Genomic DNA, 21,365 nt, shown 5'->3' on the forward strand with positions numbered 1-21,365 from the left:
ATAGAGGTCGGTTAATTATATTCCCTAATCCAGTCGTTGCAAAGCTTACTTTGACTTGAATGATCCTGATTCTATCCTCCTCACTAAGTGTGCAAAAAATGGAATGGAGGTGAAACTACTTGAGCTTAACCTTGACTGCTGCGGAGGCAGCGAAAATCTTAAAGATTTCAAAATATACCTTTTATGAACTTGTAAAACGAGGAGAAATTCCAGCTAACCACATTGGTAGACAGCTTCGCATTGACCCAGCTGTCCTAGAGCAATATCTCCATGGAACTCTTAGTGTCAAAAACAACACCACTCCTTCAATTATGCCCTCTTACCCTTCGGGGTTGCGAGTTCTTCGCTTCATTGGGAGCCACGATCCTGTTGTAGAGCTTCTATTCGAATTTCTTAGGCATGCAAAGACGCCTGTCGAGTCCTCGATTTCTTTTAAAGGAAGCATGGATGGACTCATTGCGCTTTATCGCCAGGAAGCAGATATTTCAGGAGTGCACCTTTGGGATAACGTGTCTAAAGACTATAACATTTCTTACGTCCAACATGTTATTCCTGAAGAATCTGTTTGTATAATCAATTTAGTCCAACGAGAACAGGGTTTCATTGTAGCACCGGCCAACCCTCTTCATCTACATGCCTGGGAGGATATCACTAAAGAAGGTGTGCGTTTTATCAATCGCCAGAAAGGTTCTGGCACCCGCCTGCGGCTTGATGCCTACCTCCAAGCGGAAAATATTTCTCACCAGCACATCTTAGGCTATACAAATGAAGAAACCACACACTCAGGCGTCGCTTGCCTCGTAGCTAACGGACAAGCCGATGTTGGAATCGGAGTAAAAGCTGCAGCCCAACGACTTGGTCTTGGTTTTGTTCCTCTGTTCCAAGAAAGATATGATTTAGTTTGTTTAGGGCAAACTGCGAAAACCCCTGCTTGGCAACAACTTGTAGATATTTTAAGGTCACCAGGATTTATTCAAGCCATTAATCAACAAGATGGTTATGATACTTCTCTGACCGGAAAAATTCTGCTGAATTCCTAAGACGGGTTTATGAACTGGCTTGATCACGTTACTGAGCGTAAGAACGCTATATAAAGCGTTTTTATATAAAAAATATTAGGAGGAAAAAAGAAATGAAAAAGAAACTGAGACTTCGCCTTAATTTTGGGTTCGCGCTCCTGATGATCGCCGTTATGGCGATTGTTGTTGGGTGTGGAACTACTGCAGCTCCAACAACTCCTACGCCGCAGACAACCGAAGCTCCGAAGCCCACAAATCCTGACCTGATTTTAGCGACCACCACAAGTACACAAGACAGCGGTTTACTCGATGTACTTATCCCAGATTTCGAGAAGAAAACAGGTTATAAGGTCAAAACAGTAGCCGTTGGCACAGGGGCTGCTTTAGCTATGGGAGAAAAAGGCGAAGCTGATGTTCTGCTAGTACACGCTCCAGCCTCAGAGAAAAAGTTAGTTGATAACCAAACCGGGATAAACTATCAACTTGTAATGCATAACGATTTCATCCTTGTAGGACCATCAGCTGATCCGGCTAAAGTCAAAGCAACCAAAACATCCGTTGATGCCTTAAAGGCCATTTATGCCAGCCCTGCAATATTCGTTTCCCGCGGAGATGATTCGGGAACAGATAAAATGGAAAAAGCATTATGGAAGAAAGCTAATCTCACCCCTACTGGAAGTAAGTATCAGGAGAGTGGTCAGGGCATGGGACAAACACTCACCATTGCTTCAGACAAAGAAGGGTATACCCTGACAGACCGCGCCACCTACCTGGCTACGAAGAAAAACTTAAAACTGGATATCGTTCTTGAAGGAGATGCTTCCCTCTTAAACATTTATCATGTAATGCAAGTAAACCCAGAAAAATTCCCTAAAGTCAATGCAGATGGCGCCAAAGCCTTTGTCGACTTTATGATTAATGCTGACACTCAAAAACTCATTGGATCATTCGGCAAAGACAAGTTCGGCCAGGCTCTCTTCTTCCCAGATGCAGGCAAAAAGATGGAAGACCTGGGCAAGTAATTTAGTCTTAAAATTGCTTGAAATCCCATATCTAAAAGGGCAGGTAACTGTATGGAAATGATCTGGCAAGGAGTCCTAGCCGCCATTCACCTCCTTATAACTGGTGATCCCGAGGTAATTGATATTACGCTCCTTACGCTTAAAATATCCGTTACAGGAACGCTAATAAGCCTACTTATTGGGATTCCGTTCGGTACACTCTTGGCTCTCAAACCTTTCCCAGGGCGTCGATTGGTCTTAAGCGTTGTTAATACAGGAATGGGGTTACCCCCTGTGGTAGTGGGGCTTTGGGTCTCAATCTTTCTTTGGCGCTCTGGCCCTTTTGGCTTCTTAAACATTATGTATACACCAACAGCTATTATCATTGCCCAAGCAATCATTGCCTCTCCTATTATCGCAGCTTTAACTTGTGCCGCTCTTCAACAAACCAATCCCAAACTTAGGCTTCAAATCCGAGCACTAGGTGCAACTCGCCTTCAGTATACTTGGCTACTTCTTAAAGAAGTCCGTTTTTCCCTACTTGCCGCAATTATTGCGGGTTTTGGGGCCATCGTTTCGGAGATTGGGGCGTCTATGGCGGTAGGGGGAAATATTAAAGGACAGACTCGTGTTCTAACAACTGCTACTGTCTTGGAAGTTTCCAAAGGTAACTTCGACATCGCTATTGCTTTAAGCGTTATTTTATGTTTACTCGCCTATGGAGCTACATTAGGCCTAACCATCCTCCAACAGAAACAGCAAGGAGGGGCATAAGGTGCTTGAAGCTCAGGGGATAACCTGGATAAAGGAACATAAAACTATATTGCAAAATATACACTTTCATCTGTTACCTAGAGAATGCGTCGGGCTGATCGGACCGAACGGATCCGGTAAAAGCAGTTTGTTAAAAATCCTCTCTTTTTTAGAAGTTCCAACATTAGGTCAGCTGTATTTCCAGGGACAACCCATGCCAAAGACTGTTCCGCTTCCTATTCGTCGTAGAATCGCTATTGTATTTCAGGAACCTCTTTTATTAAACACCCGAGTTTTTGACAATGTTGCCATCGGATTAAAAATCCGAGGCATCACTAAGGGGAAAATACGGGAACGGGTGAACTATTGGCTGGAACAACTCGGAGTAATTCATCTTTCCAAACAATTGGCACTATCACTCTCCGGAGGAGAAGCTCAACGCGTAAGCCTAGCACGAGCCTTTGCCCTGGAACCGGACGTTCTGTTTTTGGATGAGCCGTTTTCAGCCCTAGATGCTCCAACCAAAGAGGGCCTACGTACTGACCTAGCTCATGTTTTCAAATCTACTCATACGACAACTGTGCTCGTTAGCCATGATTTTAAGGATATCGAACATTTAACAAACCGAGCCTTGATTCTCCTTAATGGTCGAGTAGTGGCTGATGGATCTCCATCCGATCTACTGAGAAACCCTCCAAAAGGAGAGGTCGAACGTTTTATCGCCCACTTTGCCTCTAACCCCTACAATTGTCCAACCTAGACCCCTTAGGGCCTATGTTTTCTTTTGCGACGCAAGAAGAACCTTCCCTGCTAGCATGCACCACAAATGTAAGCAGGGACGGTTCTTTCTTATATACCCTTCAAAGGCCGTATGTGAGTCAAGAACTGTTCCTTCTCTCACTTATACTCCAAGTTAATAAAAACCCTCCAAGTGCCTTTTCTGACTCTCCTGACATCCTTACCTACTAAAGTACATGCAAGGAATGTTCTCCGAGTCAAAAAAACCGAAAAGGCTCTTGAGGGTACCCCCCCAAGAGCCTTTTCTTTGTATATCTATTCAGCAAAGAATTAGATTACATTGCGTTCTTATAGATTTGGATAACTTGTTCAAGTGTTGCAGTACGAGGATTGGTGAATTGACAAGCATCTAATTTAGCATTTCCAGCCATTAGCGCGAAGTCTTCTTCTTTTACATTCAGCTGATTTAACCCGGAAGGAATTCCGACATCAGCTGACAAGGTAGCAATTGCGGTTAAGCATTTTTCAGCAGCCTCTCTGACAGAAAGACCATCAATGTTTTCTCCCATTGCTACAGCGATCTCTGCAAAACGATCGAGGTTACCAATCATGTTAAAGCGACAAACGTGTGGGAGGAGGATAGCGTTACATACGCCATGAGGCAAGTTGTAGAAGCCACCTAATTGGTGAGCCATTGCATGAACATAACCTAAGCTAGCGTTATTAAAGGCCATACCAGCTAATAATTGAGCATAGGCCATTTGCTCACGCGCTTCAAAATCATCGCCATTAGCTACAGCACGACGCAGATATCTAGGAATTATTTTAAAAGCCATTAAGGCAGCCGAATCTGTCACAGGTGTAGCAATCGTGGAAACATAAGCCTCGACAGCATGGGTAAGGGCATCCATTCCTGTAGCAGCAGTTAAGCTAGGAGGTTGTTTCATCATCAACAAGGGATCATTGATGGAGACATTTGGGGTTACATGCCAGTCAACAATAGCCATTTTAATATGACGTGCCTCGTCTGTGATGATACAGAATCTTGTCATTTCAGCAGCTGTACCAGCGGTGGTGTTAATAGCAATCATCGGAGCCATCGGCAATGGAGATTTATCTACGCCTTCATAGTCGTTAATTCTTCCGCCATTACCTGCAACAAGTCCAATTCCTTTTGCGCAGTCATGTGAAGATCCTCCGCCCATGGATACAATCAGGTCACAACCTTCTTTAGTATAGATGTCAAAGCCATCATGTACGTTTTTATCAGTTGGGTTTGGTTCAGCACCGCCATAAATTACGACTGGGATGCCCTCTTTTGAGATAATGTCAGCAATTTCCTGGGCCATGCCAATTTTTTCGAGATAGGCATCGGTCACCAATAGTACTTTTTTTCCACCCAGTAATTTAGCTTGTTTCCCTGTTTCTTGAGCTGCACCGGCTCCCATGAGGTTTACTGTTGGCATAAAATACCCATATACTTGATGAATAACTGACATTTTTGTTTCCTCCCATTTCTTGGCGCTAGCCTTAATTTGTTTTTCAATAGTGACACAATATTTTCTCTTAATCAGCCTTGTCACTTTTGGTTATCTTTATACATTGCAAGAATCACGCCAACAATTAGAATATTTAAATATTCTTTAATATTTTCAAATATATTTAAATATTTCTCAAATTTTTCGCTTAAACTGCTTACTAGCTCGCTCAAAGAGACCCTCTCTGTGTTATATTTTAACTCTTTGTTTCCTATGAATTCGTTTTACTGCCCTAGTTTGACGCACTCTGCTCGGAACAGCGTTTCATTTCGGAACACTTCCCTTGTAATAATTAGTACAATATAGACAAAAAAAGGGTGATAATGTAATAAAAACACTATCCGACCTGATATTAACCCCACAATCTTGATAATGCTTGCTTAAACAATATTTAGGACCAGAGCTTAAACTGCCCTGGTCCTCGGTTGATCGTGCTTAACCTACTTGTGTGATATTCCGCGACACTATTCAGCACTGGTTGGGTCAATTATAGATTTTACTTCTTCGACGCTGTCAGCTGGGAATCCCCCCATCCGAGCATGTTCTCGAATGATTTCCGCATTAGGAGCGATATAGACGCAATAAATTTTCTCGCCAGTAACATAACTCTGTAGCCACTGGATCTCCGGGCCTAATTTGCTTAAAACTTCTCGGGATCTTTGCGATATACCCTGCAATTCGGTCTGGGATAGTGCACCAGCCCCTGGTATAGCTCGCTCAATAACATATTTAGGCATAAACATTCCCCTTTCAACCTTACATTCAACTATTCCAACTAGAAATTCGAATTTACCCAGCAAAAATTGCTAGCTCTAAATTTGATGTGCAATAATTGCGCCATTAACTGACTATTCTGGATTACCGCAAAAAATTGTCTAAACTTAAACAGGGATAGGCTAGAAAACTTTGCTTAAGTTTATACTTTTTGATAGTACGAAAAAGGCTCTGGATAATCCCAAGAGCCTTTTTCTATTCCCTTAATAATCAGAGAAAAAAATTTGTGAACAGGTCTATTGTTGAATTTCTTTCGTGTAGTGGCGCGGGGAGTTGGGAAGGTAGGAGAAGGTTGCGTTAAAAGCAACTCATTGGTCTAGGATACCTCTGGTGGCTGTATGGTTTAGATATTTCAGGCGGTAATTGGAACCTTCTCTACAAATTAAATTTAAACAACCATAACTTTGTTCGAAACGAAAGACGTTTACCAAAGGAATCCCTAGGATATGACATAAAATCACTCTGTTTGCACCCGCATGCCCGATAATTAGAATAGTTGTCCCATCGGATTGGGCCAGGCTTTCAAATACCGGAATCACTCTTTTGTAACAGTCTGAAAAGCTTTCCCCATTCGGTGGGCTGTAATTGGCAATATCTTCACCACGCAGTTTAAATTCCATAGGATACTTCGTTTTAATACTAGAAAACAATTCACCATCCCAATCACCCATATTTAATTCTCGTAGACCCACATGGGCTGCGGGAACAATTTGGTGGACAGAAGCAATGATGTGTGCTGTTTGTTGCGATCTCTTTAAATCACTGCAATATATATTGTCTAAGGGCACTTGACAAAAGAAATTCTTCAACGCCTTAGCCTGCTCTTCTCCTTGAGTACTTAACGGAAGGTCCAACCGACCAATGTAGCGTTTCTCTTTACCTAGACCAATGTCGCCGTGTCTAGCTAAATAAATTAACTTCTTATCCATTATACTTGAGGATCATTTCGTCTTGCCGTTCTGATCCAACTCCCTTTGCACTTTAATCAACTCACTCAGAATGCTTACGGCTATTTCTTCAGGTGTTTCTGCCCCAATTTTAAGACCGATCGGCGAATACAATTTCTCTAACAGTTCACTCGAAACTCCTTCTTCCTCTAATTCGGCGATTAATGCTTTAACCCTTTTGCGACTCCCGATCATGCCAATATATGAAGCTGGTCGGTCAATTACTTTCCGCAGGCATGCTTTATCATAACGATGCCCTCTAGTAATAATCACAACAAATGTTTGCGGATTAATATTTATGGCATCTATGGCGTGTTCAAAATCATTGCATATTACTGTATCTGCTGTGCTAAAACGAGCAGAATTAGCGAAGGAGGGGCGATCATCGACTACAGTAACCTCATAGCCAACCATTTTGGCCATAGAGGCTAGCGGGCGGGCAATATGTCCTGCCCCTAAAATCAACAATTGTACCACTGTTGTTGGAGGCTCTATCAGCAATCGGTAAGCCGCTTTCGCCGCTGAAGAGATGCATGACTCAAACTCAAAATCTAAGCTAACTAGAGAAGGTTTGCATCGTTTCCCCTCTGTTTCGGCACTCTCTCGCGCAACTCTATTAAGTTCATCTAAACCAAGATCCCCTACGAGTTCTTCGTTATTTTTTATAAACAGCTTCTTGCCTATTAATTCTTCCTCAGTTGCTTCAATCACAGTTACTAGTATGGGGTTATTATACCTTTCTAAAGCAGACAGATATTCTTTGGTAAGATCTGTCTGTTCCACAGCGCTTTGAGAACCTAAATAATCAATAAATAATCCCATAATACCTCCGCAAACCATTCCTTCCTCTTGAGCAACGTCTGCGGTCATATTCAAGAAATGAATCTTAGGAGTGTGCGATAATAAAACATTGAGCGCCTCTCGTCTTGCCTCAGCCTCGCCGCATCCACCGCCGATGGTTCCAACGGTTGTTCCATCAGCAAAAACTAGCATTTTAGCTCCAGGTTTACGGGGAACAGACCCTAGCACACTCGTTACAGTAATTAGAGCCGCCTCCAAGTTTTGATCATATACCTTTTTTAGTCCTAGGTATACTTCATTATCCATTAGCTTTGCCCCCCTAGATCTGCCTTCAGTATTTCCTGTAAAGGCATTTTAATTATTTGTTCTATTTTTGTCTGAATTTTTTCAGCGTTACAAAATCGTTGCATAATCTTTGTGAAGACCTCTTGATTATTTTTATGTTGCTCAAGGGGACCTGCAAATCTGTCCTGTAGTGGAACAGTCTGATTGTTCATGACTAGTTTATCTGCTAGATAGACAATTTCTTTTTCCGTTATAGGCTGATCAGGTGCCAGACAAATATCCATGTGTTCGGCTACAATCTCCGCTACTTCTGGATAATTCACAAGCATTTGGGCTCCAACTAGGGCATGTTGGGATTGACCTTTGGCCAAATCATGCAACAACGCAGCCGTTCTGATTAATTGCAGGTTTAATTGGCAGCCAAACCTGATCAAATGGCTACCTAACGCACAGCTTAACCGGGCAACCTGTTCACAGTGCTTAATCACCCTTACTGACGTGTTGGCACGTTTGATTATAGCATAACATTCTTCATCCGAGGGTACCTGAATATCACCACAATACTTCAGCATCTGATGATAGTCCTCTGGTGTATCCATATCGAGCAAAATACCCGGATCAACAACCTCAACTTCGCTCACATCATATTCATACTGTTCCAGTAAAGCTCTCATTCCTCCAGGTTTGTTCCAATTCAATACATTTTTCACATACTGATAAGAAATTAAGGGGGGGTGTCCCCTCATTCCCTGATAAGTTGGATATACAATCCCGAATTCCGTAGAAAAAAAAGTCGTCTGAAGTTTATCCAAGGTATCTCGTTTAACGATTGGATTATCAACTGGCAATAGAAAAAAACCAGTTGTCTCTGGCCCTAGGCTCTTAACCCCTGCGACAACTGAGGAGAACATTCCTTCGGAAAAATTTGTATTAAGTATACTCTTAACCCCTAGTCTTTCTAAGACAGGTAACAATTCGCTCGCTCGATGCCCAACCACCACCCGGATATCTCTGATTCCGGCATTCTTAAAACTGTGGACAGCCTTTTCTAATACTGTGCTTCCACCCAACGCTAAAAGTGGCTTAAAACGTTTCATTCGAAAAGAGTATCCTGCGGCAACGATAATTGCTGCAAGGGAATCCGTCCCCTGATTCTTCTCTGTTCCAGCAAACACTTTAGGCACTCCCTCTCTTGTCTTGAATCTGTCTTTTAGCTGTACCTTTTCTAGATATCACTCCAGAACCTGCTTCAAGATAAAAGAACGCCCTCAAGCTACCGTTCTGTTTAGCATCCTTTACGAGCGTAATCTTATCTAAGGCCTGTATCACATTTCTTTTCGCTTCCCAAGTAACATGTCCCTTTAATTGAACATCAAGTTGTAGATAGTTTTCATTTTCTTGCATACCATCGGTTAGGGTTACCTGAAAATCAAGAATATCGTCAAGCTCAAACAAAACCTCATCGAAGTCCGCCATCGTTAGGTAATCAGTCTGCGTCAGATAGACTCGGTCTCTGGATTTTATCAGATCCAGTCGTTTCAATACGGTATTGCACGCACAGAGTCCTGGAATAAACCGTGACCTATCACCCGTGCGATAACGAATTAAAGGCATAGCGGATCGGGTCAACGTCGTTATTACTACTTCCCCTGATTGCCCTTCCAAAACGGGCCGTTCTGAAGTAGGATCGATGATTTCGAAATAGAGATCTGCTTCCCGGAGGTGGTACCCACAAAAACCCTCGCATTCTAGTCCACCGCCCAACCCCATCTCAGTCATGCCATAGTGATTAAACACCTTACAGCTCCACGCTCTTTCAAGTTCTTGCACAATGGCCAGGGGTACATAATCAGTACTTAATAAAACACTTCTCATGTTCAGGGAGACAGAGAGGCCCTTAGAATCTTTAAACCGAGCTAAACTCAAGACTTGAGTAGGTATTCCGACTAAGACGTTGATGTTTTCCCGTTTAATTTGCTCCAGAGTTGCCTCTGGGTCGGTAACCAAACCATGGACAACCCCAGTTGCGCCTGCACGTTCTAGACCTAAGCGCAGTAAATCCCCTACGCTTCCCGGTATTTCCCCAGGTAACATTATCAAGACTCTATCTTTGGGCCGTATCAAGGTTAACATTCCATGATGAAAAAAATCAATGGTCAATTCTTGATCTGCCTCAGTAAAGAACAGGCGCTTAGGCTTTCCCGTTGTGCCGGAACTCTGTAATGTGACGATTCTGCTGATATCATTTTGGGAAACACACAAAAAATCCATTGGGTTATTTTTTAAATCTTCGGGCGTAGTAAAAGGCAGTTTCAAGAAATCTTGGAAACTAGCTATCTTACAATCGATTCCTGAGTAGAGACGTTTATAGAAGCGACTTTGGCTAGTTACCAAGTTAATGGTTTCCTGAATTTTGGTTAACTGATGATCCTCTATCTGCTTTCTGGTTAAGCCTCCTGAACTATCTGTGCCAATTTTGCTCTTTATCCAAGGCTCAAGCGAGGTGGTTGCGATACCCAAACCCTATCTCTCCCTCCGATAAATTGAGTGCCCTTGTTTGTCAGTGAGGTTATAAGCACAGAAAGGAATTAACTTACCTTCAGGACTTACGACATGAATACAACAGTTTTTTAACCGTTCGATATCGACATTCCACACGTCTTGAAAAGCCATGCCGCTGATCGAGAAAGCATAGGTCTTTAACTGTTGGATTAGATTATCCCAGGAGTTCGAACAGGGAGCCTGAATACTTAACTTTTCTGCCCCTGACCACTGCCGAGCCACAAAAGTTCGCGTTTTTCTAGCTAACTCATCCGCTCGCTCCGGTCCGTTACAACACGAACTGTTGACAATAGGCTTCAGACTTCCATCCAGTTGTCTATTAAAATTGCCACTAAAAGAGCAGCGACCATTGTGAGGTTTCAAGTTGTCCGCTTTGATCAGGCCATCCGTTTGTTCCTCGATCGCTTGAATAACTTCTGGGAGAGTAATCCGATCTTGATCCGAGGGTTCTTGAGGAATTCTTCCAAAATAACTTACGGGTTGAAAGTGAACCCCTCTGACGGTCGGATTATTTTCTAAGGCAAACTTAATGATCCCTCCGATATTATGAGTGTTTATGCCTGGGATCAGGGTTGGTACTAAGACAACTCCGATTCCATGTTCACCACAGTTTCTTATCGCTTTAACCTTAAGATCAAAGAGACTTCGTCCTCTGATTGACTGATAAATTTGGTCCTCAGTACCATCAAATTGTAAAAACACGGAACTAAGTCCCGCCTCTTTCAACTGACTCAAAAAGATAGGATCTTCAGCCAATCGCAGGCCATTTGTATTAAGTTGGATAAACTTAATACCTAGTTTTCTCCCCATATCCAAGATTTCAGGCAGGTCGTTCCTGAGGGTTGGCTCACCGCCTGATAACTGGATATTAACAGGCCCACTAGCTACCAGTACGTTTTTGTACCACCCTTCGATGACCTCTAAGGAAGGTTCGTCAAGCTCGGATCCTGCATTGGCAAAACAATACCGACAGTTTAGATTACAACGCTGGGTAACCTCAAGCAGAGCCGTACAAGTCGTCTTGTAATGGTCTTCACATAAACCACAATCAAAGGGACACCCTTTCTCAACATGGGTGAAACACTCCTTAGGAGGCGTCGGAATTGTAGGCCTGACCCATGAATCCCATTGAGGGTTTCCCCTCCAAAGCAGGGTTCGATATTCACCATGTTCGGGGCAATGTTTCACAAGATAGACCTTGTCATCTTTAACCACTCTCTGAGCCGAAGTGAGTCTCAAACATTCCGGACACAAGCTCTGTGTCTCAGAAAGTAATGTTGCGTCTATTATTTCCATTTATTTTCCCTCTCTAACTGCAAGTTAGCAACCTTTTCGGGCAATTAGTTGGAAATATCCCATCTTCGCTTGCTTAATCGCAGCTTGAGCAAGGATGGGATCAACTGAGCACGAAGAAGATTTAAGCCAAAACTCGGTCATTGAGCCATGAGTCATGATCAGGTTAACCGTTAGTTGGGTTAGTAGATTGGTATGATCACTCCAATGAACAATTTCAAACCCTTGTCCGCTAAGTTTATTAATTAATTGCTCTTTGGGCAGCGCTCTACGTATGCATGAATCAAAATTAAGTTCTTGGAGGGATTTCAGACCCTCAGGATTTCTAGCATAGACATCATTAATGACCAACCTTCCACCCGGTTTGAGCACCCTGAAAATCTCTTTTATCACCTGATCAGGGTCAAACATTACGGACAATGCACACTCAACGAAGACCCCATCCACGTGGTTAATCGGCAAGGGCAGACCTTCACCGCGTCCTTGAATCAGGTTTAGTCCTGGATTCTTCTTTCTTCCAATCTCCAATAACACCTCTGAGGGGTCTACACCGATAGCTTGGAGCTGATAATGCGAAACTAAACGCTCTACCGTTGCGCCACTGCCGCATCCTACATCTAAGATCACTGAACCTGGGAGGAAATCACAACTTTTAACTCCCAAGTCTGTTAAAAAGTATCCCCCGGGTCGCAAAGTATCGCCGGTGGATTGCCTGAGAAGGTCGCCCTCATATAATTTGAAAACATCGTTTTTCACAATTTATCCACGTCCAAGACTCCCAGCGGTTTCTAATTTTTGAATACTGACTTATAACTTCAGACTTCCAGCTTTTGACCTCTGTACTAGTCCTCATCCGTTAACTCAGAGTCTTCTGAATAAGTTGCTAAAATCTCTTGCACTTTGCTTAAGGTTGCTGAAACAATATTGCCACACTGTACAGGATACTCGTTGCCTTCATCCAAGGAGTGATCTAAGATCCCCTCACAATCGATACTACCATGAGTGTTTTCAAACCATTCCATCAAGTCATTGATCATGAGGTTGATCTTGGGATGACCAAATTCGCTGGGTGTTCCTTTCCCAACATTTAAACCAATTAGACATGCCCCGCCGGTAAGGGCTCCACAGGTTTTTCCTGATCGTCCTATGCCTCCACAGAGACCTTGCATTGCTTTTATTAAGTCCGGGTTTTCTTTTCCTAGTTCATCTAAGCCTAGAATTAAGATAATTTGGCTGCAGCAAAACCCCTGAGTGGCCAATTGAAACATTCGAAAAGCATCGGCGGCCATTTTTCTCCTCCTCTATTTATCCTCAAGACTTTGTTCTACTTCGAACATTTTCCCTAAAGCCAGTTCCTCATCAATTAACACCAAACCACAGTTAAGACATTTTAGTTCTTCTACCTCGAAATCATTGCCCAAATATGACGCCTTAACCGTACCACGCTTAAGTTCTCCCCCACATTTTCCGCACTTCCAAAGGGGCTTCGGGGTCTGTTTCAGTGTGTTACTCATGGCTTTCCTCCACAATTTCCATTCGATGGCTATAAACATTTAGAACCACAAAACCCTGCTCTTGTGCTTGATATTCAACCCAATAGGTTACCTTAACAGGGCGGAAATGAGCTAAACTGTGTCCATTGTCCGGATTGATGAACTTTCTTCCTGTTCGCTCGGCAAATTCTATGACCTGTTGAATATCTTCGATAAGAATACGCCGTTCCTCCATAATCTCCAGTACTTTTTCGTTTAATAGAAGGTTAATGTTACGATACGCTCCTTCCCTTTCCGGTGGAGTTTCTTTCCACAGTGATTCTAATAACTTTCTTTTTAGTTTAGCACGATTCTCTTGACGATAAGAAAATCCAGCACTAGGCCTGACAGAGGCCTCTTCGAGGTTAACTCCAAATAGTAAATCTAATAAATGAAACGTACGCTTGCCTTTAGATGCAAAGTTATCTCTGCACATAGCACAGTAAGCTGCATAGTCTGTTGTGCTTTCACTGATTCGATCTTCGACGATCTTCTTTGCCAACTCAGGATTGGCAAAGGAGGTCAGCCCTCCAAAACCACAACACTTGGTCCGTTCTTTACTGTAGGGCAATTCTTCAATGTCAAAACCCTGCCTGGTTAAAATGTTTCGTACAGCGTCCTGGATTTCCGGTTCATGTCGCGCAGTGCAAGCATCCTGCACCGCGACTTGTTTACCCCTCACGCTGATTGCTTGACTAGGAAGATCTAAATCAGCCATCAACTCCCACAAAGAGACTAGCTCAGGGAACTTATCTCGGAACATGCTGTGACAAGTTGGACAGGCGACGATGATCCTCGGTTTGCCTAGGCTTTCCCATTCCCGAACCAAATCGTCCAAATTGCTGCGGTATAAGTTTTGTTCTCCTGCCCAATCTGCCGGAGCACCACAACAACGTAACATGAGAGCTACTCCTCCAGAAAGCTTTTCAGTTAAATAAGCATAAACCATTTCCACCTGCTCAGGTGACGAAGCGCTTAATTGACACCCCGGAAAGAAAACATACTTACTGGAATTATTGCCTGGTTGATGTCTGGACAAAACAAAGGCATCACTGTTACTAAAAGCCATATCTCTTAGTGCAAAATCATGGGCTGAAGGGGGCATTTTTCCTTTGTTCACCATGCTCTCCCGAGTTGCTTTACAAGTCTCTCCAAGGTCTAGTCCTTGAGGACAAACTTCTGCACACAATCCACAGAGAGAACAGGAATTGATCATTTTATTTCCGTGGCGCATACCCATCACGATCGAATCATTATTGTATATTTGTCGTAGATATTTTTTGGGGTAACTACCGTAGTTTTCTAAGTATTTGCAGGCCTTCACACATTCGAGACATTGACAATCTAGGCACCTACTTGCTTCCTGAAGAGCTTCCTCAGCAGTATAACCTCCAAGCTCGTCACTTATTGGCACTACTGGCAAAGGGGTAATCCCTTTAGTATTGACAAATAACTTGGTGCCGTGAGCCCCTTCACCTTCCCGTGAAGCTGTTAAGGAAACACCCTGTAAATATCTATCTATAGAGACTGCCGCCTTACGGCCATCAGCAACAGCCATAATGGGCGAGTCATTGCCTAAAAGGGATCCGCTAAATATTCCTGTGATCGGAGTGGCACAGGTTACAGGGTCAACCTCGTCTTGTTGGCCTAAGAGTTCTAAAACTTCTTTTGATTGATCTGCAAAACCAAGATACACTACATTGAATTCTTTTTGAAGTGTATCTAGATCCTGCTGGTTTATTGCCTTGTTTAGCTCTATTTGAACGTTAAGTCGGTTTAAAACGGACAGTTCCTCGGCTATAACCTCTGGGGGTAGCTGGTGTTCAGAAAAACTCCATAGGTTTCCGCCAAGACGATCTGCTTTCTCAAACAGACTAACCTTATATCCTTTTTTAGCCAAGTCATAAGCTGCAGTTAGGCCTCGAAGACCAGAACCAACTACCGCAACGGTCTGACTTTTTGGGGGGACTTTCATTACTTTTGCTATTTTTACAGATTGGTCTTGCACACAATATCTCTCTAGAGCCGAAATAGCGATAGGCGATCCTACATCTTGGCGTTTACAGACATTCTCACAAGGATGGTCGCAAATTCTCCCAATTATTCCAGGAAAAGGCTGTTTTTTCTGCAGCGTTGCTAAGGCGCTTTTTAAGTCCTGATTCTTAATGTCCCGCATCAATTTCCGAGCATCTACGTGGATTGGACAACCAGCAGTACAGGCAGGGGGATTCTCTTGAGTACATTTATCTTCTTGTCTTTTTAGTTCGTCCTGTTCCATCTACACACCCACTTCCCTAAAGTTATTGCCTGCGAGTAAAGAAAACTTAGCTAGCGCACACACACACGAAGACACTGTCTTCGCATGTATTAACCCTTCTTGCAGACACTGTCTTCGCATGTATTAGTCATTCTGTCAGCCTGCGAAGGCGATTGCCAAGTTGAACTTCTGCGCTGGCCATGACTCGGACAGGACGTCCGAGGTTAAAAACCGACTTTGATGGCAATGCGCCGCGATGGCGAGAAGGAACCGCTGACCATGACTCGAACAAGGATGTTCGAGGTTAGAACACCGCCATGACTGGGTGGGTCCCTTCTCACCATCCATGGCTACAGGGACACTCGGCCATCACGACACCATGCCAATCCACACTGCACGAGTATGCGTAATGAGTTGCAGTGTGGCGATAAGCTCGTCCGCTTATCGTGACGCGGTATAAACAAACGTAGGGAACCTAAAATTGGCTTTAACCAATTTTAGGTTCCGGTTTTCGATTCTGTAGGGCAAAAGTGGAATTATTATTCCTAAGCTTTAAGTCCAGCAAGTACTTTTTCCGGACGAGCTGGTAAGTGAGTGATCCGTACTCCGCAAGCATTGTAAATTGCATTAATGATCGAAGCATGAGGAGATGTCAATGGCAATTCTCCTGAACCAGCAGCACCGTAAGGACCTTCAGGTCTTGGTGTTTCAACATATAGGAGTTCCATATCGTCTGGGGCATCTTTGATGAATGGAAGTCCGCAGCCGATTAAATCGGTATGTTTCTTCAGATCTTCAAAATCTTCGCTCAGAGCTAAACCGAGACCTTGAATCAAACCACCATAGAGTTGTCCGTCGACAACTAATTTGTTGATAATTGTACCAACATCGGCAACCATTGTCATTTTGGCAACTTCAGTTTTACCCGTTGTGATATCAACTTCAACTTGAGACAAGAAGGCTCCATACATATAGACAGCAAACGGATTCCCTTGTCCGGTCGTTACATCGCACTCTTTAGCAGGTGCAGTCCAAGAACCTTCGAAATAGGTCGGTATTTTTTCTGCAACCATTTCTTCGTAGGTGCGGTAGGTTCCATCCGCTTTCGTGACAGCTTTTAATAACATTTCACAAGCAACCCGAGTGGCATTACCACACATAACATTCGAACGACTTCCACCTGCAGGTCCGCTGTTAGGGGTTAAGGCCATATCGCACATCACCAGTTTAATATCTTCTGGTTTAATTCCTAGTGGACGTAAGGTCTCATGAGCAATGGTTAAGGTTCCCATGTCAGCGCCTTGACCATGATCTTCCCAGGAAGAATAAATCGTAACGCCGGTTGCAGTTAGTTCAGCATTGACCGCAGAACTGTCCGCTCCGTCTAAGCCTGAGCCATAAATACCAATGGACATTCCAAATCCGCGTTTCTTGTCAGGACCTGATGCTGGTTGTTTAGCCCATTCTTTGGCTTTTTCGTAAGCAGGCTTGAGTTTATCCATGATGTCAACCATACAGTAAACTTCTGGTTCACAGCCAGTTGGTGTGGTATCACCAGGTCTGTAAACATTTTTGTAACGCAGTTCAAATGGATCCATACCTAGTTTTTCAGCGAGTTCATCCATCAGTACTTCAGAGGAGAAAGTACTTTGCGGAGATCCGTAGCCGCGGAAAGCAGAACCCCAAGCGTGGTTGGTACATACAGTACGTCCTTCACCGCGAATATTGGGGATGTTATAGCCGCAGCCAATGAACTGGGTGCCCCGCATGGTGAGCAAATCACCAAATTCAGAGTAGGGACCATGGTCTACTGACCAATCGGATTCCATCGCAAGTAATTTACCTTCCTTAGTAGCCCCAAATTTAAGATTAATAAAGAAAGGTGAGCGCTTTCCTGTATACGTCGTTTGTTGGAAATAATCAAACTCGAGGTATACAGGTCTCCCTGTTGCCACAGCAGCTACCCCTAATAAGGCTTCAATCGTTGGACTAAATTTATAACCAAAGGTTCCGCCGGTTGGATTTTGGACCAAAATTAGTTTATCTGATTCAATCCCAATCCCTGCGCAAATCATAGCCTGATGGAGGTGAATTCCAATACTCTTAGAATGAATAATCAATTTTCCTTCTTCATCAAAGAAAGCAAAACCGACATCTGGCTCAATTGGTAGATGAGGCTGACGTCCAACATAGAAATCGTCTTGGACTACGACATCTGCTTTTTCCATTATTGGGGCAGTATCGTCACCCTTGACAACCTGAGTTTCAAAATAAACGTTGGGAGTTCCTGGATGAATTTCAATGGCGTCATCTGCCATAGCTGCAGGTGCACTCATATATTCAGGCAATAATTCAAGTTCCACTTTTACTTTTTCCACGGCAGCTTGAGCATGCGCAGCTGTATCGGCTGCAACAATGGCTATGGCATCCCCAAATTGGAACACTTTTTTCTCACAAAGGATCGGACGATCCCAGCCATCCCCTTTGTTTGTCGGGAAAGTAATTAAACCAGTGATTTGGTTTTTGCCAACAACATCTTTATATGTGATGATTTTGTAGACACCAGGCATTTTTTCAGCCTCAGATGTGTCGATCGAAAGGATATTCGCATGCGAAACCTTTGCTTGAACCAGTTTAAGTTGCAAAGTTTCTTCAGGCATTTTAAGTCCTAAATCAGCACCAAATTCCCAGGTACCGGTAACTTTAGCAGTAGCGGACGGACGAATGTATTCGCTACCAAGGATTTTGCCATCAGCAGGTAATTTTGCAAATAATTCTTCAACCGTAACCTCGCCCCGAATCAGCCTTGCTGCTTCCATGACCGAGTCAACTAAAGGTTTATACCCCGTGCAACGGCAGGCATTCCTGTGTTTTTGGAACCAATCCCGGACATCTTCTCTAGTAGGATTTACATTTTCTTCTAACAGTTGTTTCGCTGAAACGATGAATCCTGGAGTACAGAAACCACATTGAGCGGCTCCATGGATCATCCAAGCGAGTTGCAAAGGATGTAAATGTTCCTTGGTGCCTACTCCTTCGATGGTCGTTATATTTGCATTATCGGCAACCCGTTTCATTTTCGTAACGCAGGAACGGATGACTTTTCCATTTATAATGACGGAACACGCACCGCATTGAGCCTTTCCACATCCTACTTTAGTTCCTGTCATGTGTAGTTGTCCTCGTAACACATTGGATAAGATAGCTTCCCCATCGACAAGTAACGTTTGGGGAACACCGTTGATTACTACATTTTTCTTAATCAATTTGTTCTCGCTCCTTTTTGATTAATTTGCTAAGGCTTTGATCTTGGTCGCCAGTAAAGCAATTTCCCCGCCTATCGTAAAATGAACAACTGGCAAATTTGTTCCTCCCATTCTTCTTTGTGATTGCCAGAATTGGCTTTACTATAATTAAGTTTTGTTTACTTTGATTGGCTTTGCTTTACTTGGCTTGTAGTAATACTACTGCAAGTTTCATGCCAATAATTCACACTATTTGAATTTTACTAATCAACTCAAAATTCCTGACATAAACAGCATTTTCATTTTAAGATATTTTTATCCATAATTTCGTTAGAAAGTCTATTCAAATCTTCTACGCGGAGAGTGACCAAGATCTTGACCTCTTGTTTAGAATACGATACCATGCAAGAAGGAGCAGATTGTTTTCCCCCCGCAGTCTGTCCATGAACCGCTGGCAGTTTTCAATCCCGCCGGGGTGTGAGAATGGAACACACCTTACATGATGTATTGGAGGCTATTCCCATGGAAAAAATCAAAGTGAAGGATTCTGTCGGTGCAGTATTAATCCATGACATGACACAAATCATTCCAGGTGTCATTAAAGGTCCCCGATTTCGCAAGGGGCATATTGTCCGAGAAGAAGATATTCCGGTTCTCCTGAGTATGGGAAAAGAACATGTTTACGTATGGGACCCAACGCCTGGCCAGATTCATGAAAATGAAGCTGCGGAGCGCCTTGCTCAAGCTGTGTCCGGTTCTGGGCTAAGCTTTGACGAACCAAAAGAAGGAAAAGTCACCATAACTGCTGCCCACGATGGACTTCTCTATGCCTCAGAAGACGGTATCTGGGCCTTAAATGATTTAGAAAATATTATTTTAGCCACACTTCACAATTATTACCCTGTCAAAAAAGGAGATAAGGTCGCCGGCACCCGTGTTGTGCCTCTCATGATTGATGAAAAAGTGATCCTCGACGCTGAACGAATTGCCCAAACGTTTTCTAAACCCATTCTGGATGTGCGGCCTCTCAAGCAGTTGAAGGTTGGGATCGTTACAACAGGAAGTGAAGTCTATCATGGACGAATCAAGGATAAATTCGGCCCCGTTCTACGCACCAAAATTACGGACTGGGGTTCTGTAGTTATAGGCCAATCGTTTGCCAACGATGAGATATCCCTGATTCAAACCTGCATTCAAGATCATCTGAATCAGGGAGCTGAAATGATCTTAGTTAGTGGCGGCATGTCCGTAGACCCCGACGACGTCACCCCCACGGCCATCAAAGAGATGGGAGCTAAACTCATCACTTACGGAGCACCGGTTTTACCTGGAGCAATGTTTTTGTTAGCCTACATTGGGGATGTTCCTATTATGGGGTTACCAGGGTGCGTCATGTATTCTAAAACCACTGTATTTGATCTAATAGTCCCGCGCCTGCTTACAGGCGAACAACTAACGCGACGAGATATTACTAAATTAGGGCTTGGTGGTCTTTGCCTCGATTGCCCGGTCTGCACTTACCCTCGTTGCTCTTTTGGCAAATAAATGATTCATTCGCATAATAAAATAATAAGACAAATAGAAAAAGCACCTCCCCGTTATTTGGGCAGGTGCATTTCTATTTAAGACCCTTCCTCCCTAAGCATAAAACATCCCTGTCTCGCGGACATCATACCCACCAAGGGCCAGAACATCCTCCTGGAAGGCCTTACTTTGAATGACAGAAATCATAGCTTTCATCCGAGGTTCCTCCAGATATTCTCGCGGAATCGCCAAATCGTAACGTTCTTCGCCTATAAAAATAAAATCCAGTCCCAGAGCCTCCGCTGCACTTTGAATACCCAGCCCTACATCCGCTGATCCCGAGGCGACCGCTACTGCGATGCCTAAGTGCGTAAATTCTTCCCGACCATAACCTAATATCTGCTCTTTACCCAGATTTTGCTTTTGGAGCAAATAATCCAGAAGTACTCTTGTTCCAGACCCGCCCTGACGATTTATGAATCGTATCCCTGACCGAGTTAAATCTACAAGAGTTTTAATATTAAGTGGGTTCCCTTTCGTTACAAGAAGACCTTGTGTTCTATAGACTAAATTCATCAGAGCGATATCTCTTTCCGGCAGAAAACGTTGTAAATACGAGTGATTGTACTCCCCTGTATCGGGATCGAGTAAGTGAATCCCAGCGAAATGGGCTTCCTTTTTGCGCAAGGACAGAATTCCAGCTAGACTTCCGACATGAGCTGAAGCAATGCCCCCATGCCCACCTCTGGCCTTCATATGGCTGCTTAAAACATCCAACGTCAAATCATGAGATCCAATACATACTAAGGTTTCTTCTAACTCTGAAACAGGCCTTAAGAGTTCAACCGGAACCGTTTCTCCCTCATGGAATCCTTCCTGGAGGCGCGGAACTCGCAACATCCCATCGGCTCTAACCAAGCTCATCGTCACGCCAGCGCCGCGGCTCAAAGGGGCCGCAACCCAACGCTCTCCAACTTTGCCCACTTTTACCCGGACAAATTCTTCACTTCCTAACGAGGAAAAGACTTTCTTGCTAATTACGGCTTCTAGTGTATTCGGTAATCCATTACTTAAACCTTGCAACGTTCGGACCCAA

19 protein-coding genes are annotated in these 21,365 nt (G+C 43.5%); 5 read left to right on the top strand and 14 right to left on the bottom strand.

The window, feature by feature from the left end:
* Positions 1-119: 119 nt before the first annotated feature.
* The 4 genes from DSBG_RS06115 to DSBG_RS06130 all read left to right on the top strand — a co-directional run bounded on the left by DSBG_RS06115 (position 120) and on the right by DSBG_RS06130 (position 3,533).
* Positions 120-1,040, top strand: a complete 921-nt coding sequence (locus tag DSBG_RS06115) for a helix-turn-helix transcriptional regulator (protein WP_068963301.1) — start codon at positions 120-122, stop codon at positions 1,038-1,040.
* 92 nt (positions 1,041-1,132) lie between these two features.
* On the top strand, positions 1,133-2,041 hold the full coding sequence (locus DSBG_RS06120; protein ID WP_068963302.1) for an ABC transporter substrate-binding protein: 909 nt from the start codon (positions 1,133-1,135) through the stop codon (positions 2,039-2,041).
* A 51-nt stretch (positions 2,042-2,092) separates the two neighbouring features.
* Complete coding sequence (locus tag DSBG_RS06125) at positions 2,093-2,794, top strand: ABC transporter permease (RefSeq protein ID WP_068963303.1); 702 nt, start codon at positions 2,093-2,095, stop codon at positions 2,792-2,794.
* A 1-nt stretch (position 2,795) separates the two neighbouring features.
* Positions 2,796-3,533 (top strand): energy-coupling factor ABC transporter ATP-binding protein, encoded by a 738-nt coding sequence (locus DSBG_RS06130; RefSeq protein ID WP_068963304.1) that lies wholly within the window; start codon positions 2,796-2,798, stop codon positions 3,531-3,533.
* A gap of 313 nt (positions 3,534-3,846) precedes the next feature.
* On the opposite strand, the gene DSBG_RS06135 is transcribed toward DSBG_RS06130, so the two are convergent.
* The 13 genes from DSBG_RS06135 to DSBG_RS06190 form a co-directional block, all read right to left on the bottom strand.
* The gene (locus DSBG_RS06135) at positions 3,847-5,010 is read right to left on the bottom strand and encodes an iron-containing alcohol dehydrogenase (protein WP_068963305.1); all 1,164 of its coding nucleotides are present in this window, start codon (positions 5,008-5,010) and stop codon (positions 3,847-3,849) included.
* Between the two features lie 80 nt (positions 5,011-5,090).
* Positions 5,091-5,222: a hypothetical protein gene (locus tag DSBG_RS23980; RefSeq protein WP_282434195.1), complete on the bottom strand. Its 132-nt coding sequence runs from the start codon at positions 5,220-5,222 to the stop codon at positions 5,091-5,093.
* 291 nt (positions 5,223-5,513) lie between these two features.
* Positions 5,514-5,786 (bottom strand): DUF4242 domain-containing protein, encoded by a 273-nt coding sequence (locus DSBG_RS06140; protein ID WP_068963306.1) that lies wholly within the window; start codon positions 5,784-5,786, stop codon positions 5,514-5,516.
* 345 nt (positions 5,787-6,131) lie between these two features.
* Positions 6,132-6,752, bottom strand: coding sequence for an alpha-ribazole phosphatase (gene cobC, locus DSBG_RS06145; protein WP_068963307.1), 621 nt, complete (start codon positions 6,750-6,752; stop codon positions 6,132-6,134).
* Positions 6,753-6,764: 12 nt separating this feature from the next.
* On the bottom strand, positions 6,765-7,877 hold the full coding sequence (locus DSBG_RS06150) for an XdhC family protein (RefSeq protein ID WP_068963308.1): 1,113 nt from the start codon (positions 7,875-7,877) through the stop codon (positions 6,765-6,767).
* Positions 7,877-9,031, bottom strand: a complete 1,155-nt coding sequence (locus tag DSBG_RS06155) for a DVU_1551 family NTP transferase (RefSeq protein WP_068963309.1) — start codon at positions 9,029-9,031, stop codon at positions 7,877-7,879. The genes DSBG_RS06150 and DSBG_RS06155 overlap by 1 nt, the downstream gene beginning before the upstream one ends.
* A 1-nt stretch (position 9,032) precedes the next feature.
* A complete protein-coding gene (locus DSBG_RS06160) occupies positions 9,033-10,376 on the bottom strand; it encodes a DVU_1553 family AMP-dependent CoA ligase (RefSeq protein ID WP_068963310.1) in 1,344 nt (447 codons plus the stop codon).
* 3 nt (positions 10,377-10,379) lie between these two features.
* The gene (gene trsS, locus DSBG_RS06165) at positions 10,380-11,714 is read right to left on the bottom strand and encodes a radical SAM (seleno)protein TrsS (RefSeq protein ID WP_068963311.1); all 1,335 of its coding nucleotides are present in this window, start codon (positions 11,712-11,714) and stop codon (positions 10,380-10,382) included.
* Positions 11,715-11,738: 24 nt separating this feature from the next.
* Positions 11,739-12,467 (bottom strand): DVU_1556 family methyltransferase, encoded by a 729-nt coding sequence (gene trsM / locus DSBG_RS06170; protein ID WP_068963312.1) that lies wholly within the window; start codon positions 12,465-12,467, stop codon positions 11,739-11,741.
* Between the two features lie 86 nt (positions 12,468-12,553).
* Positions 12,554-13,000, bottom strand: coding sequence for a DVU_1555 family C-GCAxxG-C-C protein (locus tag DSBG_RS06175; protein WP_068963313.1), 447 nt, complete (start codon positions 12,998-13,000; stop codon positions 12,554-12,556).
* A 12-nt stretch (positions 13,001-13,012) separates the two neighbouring features.
* Positions 13,013-13,225, bottom strand: coding sequence for a DVU_1557 family redox protein (locus DSBG_RS06180; RefSeq protein ID WP_068963314.1), 213 nt, complete (start codon positions 13,223-13,225; stop codon positions 13,013-13,015).
* Positions 13,218-15,521 (bottom strand): pyridine nucleotide-disulfide oxidoreductase/dicluster-binding protein, encoded by a 2,304-nt coding sequence (locus DSBG_RS06185; RefSeq protein WP_068963315.1) that lies wholly within the window; start codon positions 15,519-15,521, stop codon positions 13,218-13,220. Before DSBG_RS06185 ends, DSBG_RS06180 begins: the two co-directional genes overlap by 8 nt.
* A 524-nt stretch (positions 15,522-16,045) precedes the next feature.
* Positions 16,046-18,766, bottom strand: coding sequence for a molybdopterin-dependent aldehyde oxidoreductase (locus DSBG_RS06190; RefSeq protein WP_068963316.1), 2,721 nt, complete (start codon positions 18,764-18,766; stop codon positions 16,046-16,048).
* 501 nt (positions 18,767-19,267) lie between these two features.
* Here DSBG_RS06190 and DSBG_RS06195 point away from each other — a divergent pair.
* Positions 19,268-20,290 (top strand): molybdopterin-binding protein, encoded by a 1,023-nt coding sequence (locus tag DSBG_RS06195; RefSeq protein ID WP_068963317.1) that lies wholly within the window; start codon positions 19,268-19,270, stop codon positions 20,288-20,290.
* 93 nt (positions 20,291-20,383) lie between these two features.
* Here DSBG_RS06195 and DSBG_RS06200 read toward each other — a convergent pair.
* Positions 20,384-21,365: substrate-binding domain-containing protein (locus tag DSBG_RS06200; RefSeq protein WP_282434196.1), on the bottom strand; the 982-nt coding region annotated here is incomplete at its 5' end.

Origin of the sequence: Desulfosporosinus cupriresistens, from assembly GCF_001707885.1 — a bacterium.
Lineage (GTDB): Bacteria > Bacillota > Desulfitobacteriia > Desulfitobacteriales > Desulfitobacteriaceae > Desulfosporosinus.